The sequence below is a fragment of the Acinetobacter sp. YH12097 genome (assembly GCF_013419225.1).
Classification (GTDB): Bacteria; Pseudomonadota; Gammaproteobacteria; order Pseudomonadales; family Moraxellaceae; genus Acinetobacter; species Acinetobacter amyesii.
Window position 1 is genome coordinate 1 of record NZ_VPAN01000068.1, and the last position, 8,008, is coordinate 8,008.

Consider the following 8,008-nt stretch of genomic DNA (forward strand, 5'->3'; position numbering starts at 1 on the left):
TTAATTTGATGGCTTCAGCTTTAAATTCTGTGGTGTAAGTCTTGTGTTTCTTGCTCATGGTAAACTCCTGATGAGTGTGTTTAGTTTACCAAGTTAAAACCTCCTGTTTTTTCAGCACACATCACCCGACAACAAGTAGAGCAATCAGAAATGAAATAGATAAATGGCTTAGAAAAAATTTTAGGCGTTTTGACATATTTTTACTTAAACTTATAATTTTCAGGAACTAAACAGTAGCCAATAATTTTAGGTTGGAATTTAGGTGATAAATGAATACCGAAGTCTTGCTCCACTATACATTCTTGTTTTATATTTGAAATATCTACCATAATAATTATACCTTTTGGAGATAGATCGTTTCTAGCAGCACAAGCGTAACTCAATGCTAATGAGCTTTTTTTAGCGAAGGAGATACTACTTAATTCACCATCAGCTTTTGGTTGAAAACCTTGCTTTTTAATATTTTCAAAATTTACTTCTGCAGTTCCGTGAAAGAGAATATGATTATTAGTTTCAAATTTCTCTGGAAATTGTTGATAATTATTTTCTTCACTCAATGCTTGAAACTTATACTCTTTAATCATAATCTTTTTATTTACTCATTAGTTGCTAAATTTTATCAATAAAAAAGACTGGCGAACCAGTCTTCTTATAAGTGAGCCTATTAATTAGGTTCCAGCTTCTTCACCTGCTGTAATAGTCGCTTGACATGTACCAGGTAAATATTTTTTAGGCGTACCAGCAGCAGTAACAGCTGGTCCACATTTCCATTCACTTACTGGTGTGCCAGGTGTTGCTGCTGCTGCGCCAGCACCTTGAGGAATCATGACAATCTTGGTATTAGAAGCAGTTTTTAAATCTGTAGTATTTGTTGCAGTGGTGACAATAATACCACCTTTTTTTGTTGTTGTAACATCTGCTACATATTTAGTTGGGGTCGTTACTTCGCAGCCCCAATTTCCAGCAGTCGGTAATGAAGAAGTAGTTTGATATACTTCTGATACGTTTGTACGGCAAGCAGAAGCAGCTAAAATTACTTCTGACATTTTTGCTTTAACTGTATAGTCCTGATAAGCAGGAAGTGCTACAGCAGCTAGAATACCGATAATAGCCACCACAATCATAAGTTCGATTCAATCCATAAGTCACTTTATATGGACATGCATCAAACCATTGAATTGTCTTGGTTTACTTCATCCTTCATATTGTCCATATGGACATGCTTTTTGAAAGACAAAATTTTGAGTTTTGTCCATATCAGAAAATGGCTTTTACGCAGTGCGATAGGATGTTTTTTATAAAAGCAGACTGGTCGTGAGATATTTTGAAATTTTAATAAGCTAAAAACCGAATGAAAAAATCCAGACTCATTTATAAGCCAGCTTCTGTATTTCTTCTTTATGCTATGCTGAAGAATCACACGTCTTACAGATGCAAAGGACTACGACGAGTCGCTTCTTCATCGCCAAATTGCATAGGCAAAACTTCTATAGTTTGGCGAGATATTCGTTCGCTTATTTTGAAGTCTTTAAGCCGTTTCATTCTATTGCTCACCCATATATGAAACTTTCCGTATACAACAGCACTTTCAATTTCAAATTGCTTTCATCCCCACACAAGCAACCACCACCAAACCAATATAGTTTTCTGCTCGCTTAGCTGCTAATAATTTAACTTTTCCCAGTACAAGCAATTTTCATATTTACATATCTCAAAACCGATAAAACTGACATTTTTTGTCACTTAATTACATAAATTTACTTTTAAGTTTTTAAGATTTTTAATCTATTAAACAATCTATTGATTTCATAAGAAATAATTGAGTAATATGCATTGGCACACTTTGTGCAAACTATAAATTAGCTTACAAAGCTTATAAATAAATTAACAAAACATTTGTGGAGAATGTTATGCATACAATACAGAAGGGCTTTACGCTCATCGAACTTATGATTGTGGTCGCTATTATCGGTATTCTGGCTGCAGTTGCACTTCCTGCTTATCAAGATTACACAGTAAAAGCACGTACTGCTGAAGTTGTCTTAGCAGCATCTGCTTGTCGTACGAATATATCTGAAGTATTTCAAGGAGCATCAACTTTACCAGCGGGAGGTAATTGGGGTTGTGAAACTACAAACCCTACAAAATATGTAGCATCTGTTACTACTACAGGTAAGGGGGCGATTATTGTTACAGCCGCTACTACAGATGACTTAGGTACTGGTACTGGTAAAAAAATTGCCCTAGTACCTCAAACTAGTTCTGGCGCGATTCCTTCAGCAGGAAACACGGTAGCAGCTTGGAAATGTGGTCCTGTTGATATGCCTAAAAAATATTTACCAGGTACTTGTCAAGCTAATATTACTGATACGGATATTGCTGACCCATCAGCGTAATTTACAATGCTAAAAAAGACTGGTTTGCCAGTCTTTTTTTTTAGAATTAAGATCTATAGGGGTTAAAAATGAACGTTGAAAATATAAATTTTACTGGTAAATATGCAAAAAATGAAAAATTTGGGATTAATGTTGAAGTAGTGGTAACCCAAAGAATAATAATTCAAATTTCTCAAGAAACTTTACAAGATATTGAGCCCGAAAATAGATATGATTCAGCCGAAGAACAATTTAACTCTAACCGCATTAAATTTGAAAAAATTGCAGAAGAAAAAATTCGCAATCTTCCAGATATAATATCGATCAGCAGTGCGGATATTCTGAAATAAAATCTGTATATGAACTAGAGCTATTTTCTATGTCAAAACGTTTAAAGTTTTTCTTTGGTCATCTACTTATTTCATTCTTAGTCGCTTTATTAGTAATTGCACTAGTCTTTTTTATTTGGTATCCATCTCCACTTGCTAGTGCAGTGGGCGTCACCCATATTTTTTTAATGTTGTTGATCATAGATGTGATTCTGGGTCCACTCTTAGGTCTATTGGTATATAAAGAAGGCAAAAAAACACTTAAATTTGACCTAAGCGTAATTATCATTATTCAAATTGCGGCTCTATGTTATGGGATATTTAGTATTGAACAAGGTCGCCCTGCATGGTTAGTATTCCATGCAGATCGTTTCGAGTTAGTCCGAAAAAATGACATCATTTTAGACAATATTGATCAAGCATTGCCTCAATTTCAACAGGTATCATGGGTTGGTCCAAAATTTACTGCAGTAAAATCAGCAGTGAGCGCTCAGCAACATCCAGATGATATCTTTACTGAGGTTCTGGGTGGTGTTTCTCTTGCTCAACAACCAGAACGCTATATAGAACTCACTCAAGTCAAACTACAAATACAACAACACGCATTACAAATCAAAGAATTAGAACAATACAACCCAAAAGCAGAGGTTGAACAAAAATTAACCAAATACTCAAAAGCAGATGCTTGGCTTCCTCTAAAAGCTAATGCGGTAGATATGGTCATTTTAGTCAATAAAGAAACCGCTACTATTATCAAAATTGTCGATTTAAGACCATGGAAATAATTTTAATCTCTATTGCATTTCATCTAAGAATAAAAAATCCACTAAGTTCTGTAACTTAGTGGCTATATAAATCAAACAGTTCGAGCACTTTGCCTCAACTAAAAGTTTTCCAGCAGCAGCGAATTGCACTTTTCCAACAGTTTTTCATAATCCTCTTTAAGTTGCTCATAATCACTTTTCACAGCTTTGGTCTTACTTTTCGCTTGCTCAATCTGTTGTGTAGGTGAAAGAATATTTTGCCCTGCTTCCTGTGCAGCTAGCTCAATTGCCTCAATTAATGCAGCGTGACGGCTCTTCTTAATCGAACCCCGTTTACGCCCAGCTTCAAGTGCCACGGTGTCGTTATTAATGGCAAATCCTTTGGCTAAGATAGTTGGTTTATTGGCTTTTAATCGCTCTAAAGCAGCATAATATTCCTTGAGTGCACTCATTTTTTTAAACCTCGATATTGATGGTTTTAATTTTTTGAATGGTCTTGTTTAAAGCCATAATCTCACTATCCATTTGCCCGTACAGCAAACTGCTTGGTGCTTGTGTATCTCGTGCTCGTTGTAATCGTTGCACTGCTTTTTGCATCTTCTCTGCACTGGCTGCATCAAATACTGCATGAGCGCAACTCAAACAGCTCGTAATCGCAGTAAAAGAAATTTTTTCACAGGAGTCTGGATTAGTACAAGCACCAAAAAGACTAGGCTTATACGCAATTTCCCCTTTTTTCATTCGTTTAATCGTTTCCTCACGGTTTGGAAATACTGTGAGTAGTTGCTCACGGTCTTTTTGCAATTGCAAATAGGTTCCTGCACCGCCTAGCAAACGACTAGAACTGTTAATTACACCGTCCTCAAATTGTATATAAGAATGAACGAGACGTTGATATTCAAGCTCTTGAATAAATTCTTTCTGGCTATCACTAGCTAAAATGTTTGGAGCAAACACCGCATTATCTCGATAATACAAAGTCATTGCTTCGGTTAAATGTTTGTATTGAACCGACAGAGCACCTAACCCAATAATGCGTGAACGGGCACTATACACAGCCAGTGAGCGTCTAAATTGATGGGTACAGATATTCCAGTACTCACCAATTTGACAGTCTTTTTCTTCTCGCCAATTACGAAAACCATCAAATGCCTCTAGTTCAGCTAAATCGCTTTCAGTAATTCTTAATTCATCTCCAAGCGAGGTCGAAATATGGCTTAAATACTGATTAAAATTACTCTCTGTACGAGTTGGAGCACCTGAAAAATTGGAAATAAAATCCGTTTCGTTTTTAATATTTCGATTATTTTTATTTCGATGCTTTTGCGAGTATAGCGTTGGAAATAATGGGTATTCAGCAGGATTAGACATATCATAATGTGGATTGAGTAAAGCATAGATTTCACCAATACTTTTCGCTGCACGTACCCCAAATTGAATATCTTCAAAAGTAATCCAATAGGTGGACTTGTTACCGCCACTATGTAATTTAGAGGTGTAGCCCATAATCACATGTACAAGATGCTCATTGCTTTGAACCGTTTGATAGCAGTCATAAGACAGTTGATTCACTTCATTGTCCCGCATACCTGTAAATAGATGAATCCACAGCTTGGCCATACCTTGAATCAACGTCATATAACGGGTGAGATTGGCATGTTTGCGAATCTGATTATTTTCAAACAGTACCGTTAAACCAAGCAAATCTCGAGCATCCACAAAACTCACTGCATTTTTATAGTCTTTAAATTCGCGGGGCATACGCGCAAAAGCTTTATCTTGCTGAATACGCTGGAACCATTGCAGCAAAGCAGGTGCATTTTGATTAAACTCGTTCAATTTATCCGCTAAAGTATTAATTAAGGCAATATAAAGCCGTGAAGGAACCACTTTGGTTTGTGGGCCTACTTTGTCTGACTGCAACCTGAGTTGACCAGCCAACTTTGCTAAATGCTCAATCGGTTGATATGTACTAAATGCAGGAATGAGCAAGGGGTGTTGCTGTTGAATAGAAAAACAATCCGTTAAAAATGCTTTGACTTGGAGTGCTTTTTGATAGCTCACTCTCATATAAGCATCATTCACTTTTGACATATAAGCAACATCGCCAAATAACTGCTGCAATGTACAGCCATTACGGTAGGCAATGGCAGCAAACTGGCGTAAAACAGTATGCCGCTGCTCAATACTTTTAATAATCGACTTGCCAGATTTTATATAAAGCAAAGCAAAGCTGATTTTTTTCATTTCTGCACGAATTTGGCAGAAGAGAAAATCATCTTCACGGGAGTTTTCAAGCCAACTATTAAAATTCAGGCGACAATGACAGTTCGGTAAATATGGAGAAAGATCCCAGATATTGTCTGAATAAACTGACAATATCTCACCACTCTTTATTCGCGATAATACAAAAGTACTTGGAACAGTCAGCTGATTATTCTGTAGATTGTACTCATCAGGTAAGAACTGCTCAGCAACACCGAGAGCGTATAAATATGAATTAAATGAACTCATGCAACCCACCCCAAATCAATTAGCAATTCAAAATGATTGAGCCAATAGGCATCTAAATCACCACTTTCAACTTCTTCTTGAATCGAAAAAATATGATCACGTAAATTTTCATAAGTATTTGATAAATCATTGAGCACTTCATCAATCCGATGTAGTACAACCCCAAACTGTTGTTCCCACTTGATTAGGTCCGTGGCTTTTTGCTTAACGTAGCCGAGCAGACTTTTTAGTGATAAAAGCTTACGTACATCTTCGGCATCAGCGTGGACTGCATAGTGGTGGCAAAATAGACAATGCTCAAATTGCTGACAGTTAGGTGTAGGAGCTTTTTCAGTAAAACCAAGCGCTTTTTCAGGATGTGGAGCTGCTGTAATACATGCACCAACAGGTAAGGTCTGAACATCAACAGTCTCATCTAACGTTTGCACAGCGATTCTTTCAAGTGTTCGTGTTTTTGCGACCGCAACTTCTCGCAGCTCATTAAAAAATCGAGAAATTTGCTGACTTGCATCTTGAAATGAAGTTCGACTATAGTTTTTCCGTGCGGTCTCGAGTGAGTGACCCATTACTTCAGCTTCAAGCAGTAGATCACCATCACTTAACTCAACATATTGACTGCTTTTATGCTTACGCCACTGTTGCGGCGTAATCCAGACCATTCTTGGGAAAATGCGCTGAAAAAGCTTTTTCATTAATTGTAATCTGCCGTAGCTGACAGGTCCCAACTGTTGAATTTCGTTGCGTAATGGAAAGATGAAATCACATGGTTCATCTTGAATATACCATTCACGAAGTTCCAGAATCTTCCTAAAAACTGGCTCAAATTTCACCCCAAATTCTGGGTATACTGTCTTGCCTCCTGCACGGCTTTTTGTTCCCGAAAACCTTCGCCCTTGGGTACTCGGTAGGATTTCCATCGTATCGAGTTGTAACTGTTGAGCAGTGTCTAAATTTGCCCCAGTTTGTGCGATAAATAATAACATGCCGATGCAAAGACCATAGGAAGCAAGTCTTTCACGCTCTATGTGTCGCTTATTCTCATTACGTTGCTGCAATTTATACAGAGCTTCATTACGATTTTCACGTAAGCGCTTTCTATATTTACTATCCTCAGCAAGATCAAAATCAGCTAGCATTTTGGAAAAAGCTGGAATAACTGGATATTTGGCTAAATAACTCTGCATATCAAACTGGATATGCTGTTTTTCAGTTTGATGATGAAAACCCGAGTAAAAATAGAAGTCTTCTTCATTCACAGATTGAAAATGTGCAGGAAAATCTGCTTCTTGTATCACAATACGATGGATTTCAAGAAAGACATTCAACAAAGTTGCATAAGTTTTTTGATGATCTTCTTCCGCAATTGGCAAAACAGGAACATCATAACGCTGAGACTGTACTTGCATCGCTTGACTAGCAATATCAATTTCATGACAGTCAAATACATATGCGATTAGTTTGGCTGCATTACGCTGATACTGTTTTGCTGTATGTGCAGCCAAGCTTTCTTCTGCAGTATCTGCAAGCAAAGTGCGATCAACTAAATATTTGCTATAACGACGATACGCATCGATCACACTGTCTTTATTCGATAAGTCAAAATTTTTCTTTTGACTATCAATCCAGTCTAAAAAAGTTTTGCTTGTATAATAAAACAATCCTTTTGATAGATCGGATCCGCTCATTTGCAGTAAATAGTCAGTTAAACACTGCAAAAAATAACGTCTTTTTTCATCAAAAGATGCAGATAACTGTTGTTCCGACAAAACCTCGCCAGATACTCTTTTACGGTAAAATAGTGTTCCAATATCTAATGTTTTAAAACCAAAAGAAGCTGTTTTATCTTTACAGACTAGAACAAGTCGCTCATGTTCATTAATCTGTTTATTGATATCAGTTATATGTGATGTGTGCTGAAAAAACAGGAGGTTTTAACTTGGTAAACTAAACACACTCATCAGGAGTTTACCATGAGCAAGAAACACAAGACTTACACCACAGAATTTAAAGCTGAAGCCATCAAATT

The 8,008-nt window shown here is 36.8% G+C and carries 8 protein-coding genes; 3 read left to right on the plus strand and 5 right to left on the minus strand.

Annotated elements, in window-relative coordinates; translation table 11 throughout:
- Nucleotides 1-200 precede the first annotated feature (200 nt).
- Both FTU37_RS15860 and FTU37_RS15865 read right to left on the minus strand, forming a co-directional pair.
- Nucleotides 201-584, minus strand: a complete 384-nt coding sequence (locus tag FTU37_RS15860; protein WP_180124640.1) for a hypothetical protein — start codon at nt 582-584, stop codon at nt 201-203.
- A gap of 84 nt (nt 585-668) precedes the next feature.
- The gene (locus FTU37_RS15865) at nt 669-1,124 is read right to left on the minus strand and encodes a pilin (protein WP_180124641.1); all 456 of its coding nucleotides are present in this window, start codon (nt 1,122-1,124) and stop codon (nt 669-671) included.
- A gap of 795 nt (nt 1,125-1,919) precedes the next feature.
- On the opposite strand from FTU37_RS15865, the gene FTU37_RS15870 reads away from it, so the two are divergent.
- The 3 genes from FTU37_RS15870 (at nt 1,920) to tfpZ (ending at nt 3,489) form a co-directional block, all read left to right on the plus strand.
- A complete protein-coding gene (locus FTU37_RS15870; RefSeq protein ID WP_373686335.1) occupies nt 1,920-2,396 on the plus strand; it encodes a pilin in 477 nt (158 codons plus the stop codon).
- 68 nt (nt 2,397-2,464) lie between these two features.
- The gene (locus tag FTU37_RS15875) at nt 2,465-2,725 is read left to right on the plus strand and encodes a hypothetical protein (RefSeq protein WP_180124643.1); all 261 of its coding nucleotides are present in this window, start codon (nt 2,465-2,467) and stop codon (nt 2,723-2,725) included.
- 29 nt (nt 2,726-2,754) lie between these two features.
- On the plus strand, nt 2,755-3,489 hold the full coding sequence (tfpZ, locus tag FTU37_RS15880) for a TfpX/TfpZ family type IV pilin accessory protein (protein ID WP_180124644.1): 735 nt from the start codon (nt 2,755-2,757) through the stop codon (nt 3,487-3,489).
- Between the two features lie 98 nt (nt 3,490-3,587).
- Here the strand turns inward: tfpZ and FTU37_RS15885 are convergent, their stop codons facing one another.
- From FTU37_RS15885 to FTU37_RS15895, 3 genes are read right to left on the minus strand one after another with little or no spacing between them, the layout of a single operon-like run.
- Nucleotides 3,588-3,920: a hypothetical protein gene (locus tag FTU37_RS15885; protein ID WP_180124645.1), complete on the minus strand. Its 333-nt coding sequence runs from the start codon at nt 3,918-3,920 to the stop codon at nt 3,588-3,590.
- 4 nt (nt 3,921-3,924) lie between these two features.
- Complete coding sequence (locus FTU37_RS15890) at nt 3,925-5,982, minus strand: hypothetical protein (RefSeq protein ID WP_180124646.1); 2,058 nt, start codon at nt 5,980-5,982, stop codon at nt 3,925-3,927.
- Complete coding sequence (locus tag FTU37_RS15895) at nt 5,979-7,667, minus strand: hypothetical protein (protein WP_257225411.1); 1,689 nt, start codon at nt 7,665-7,667, stop codon at nt 5,979-5,981. Before FTU37_RS15895 ends, FTU37_RS15890 begins: the two co-directional genes overlap by 4 nt.
- Between the last annotated feature and the right edge of the window lie 341 nt (nt 7,668-8,008).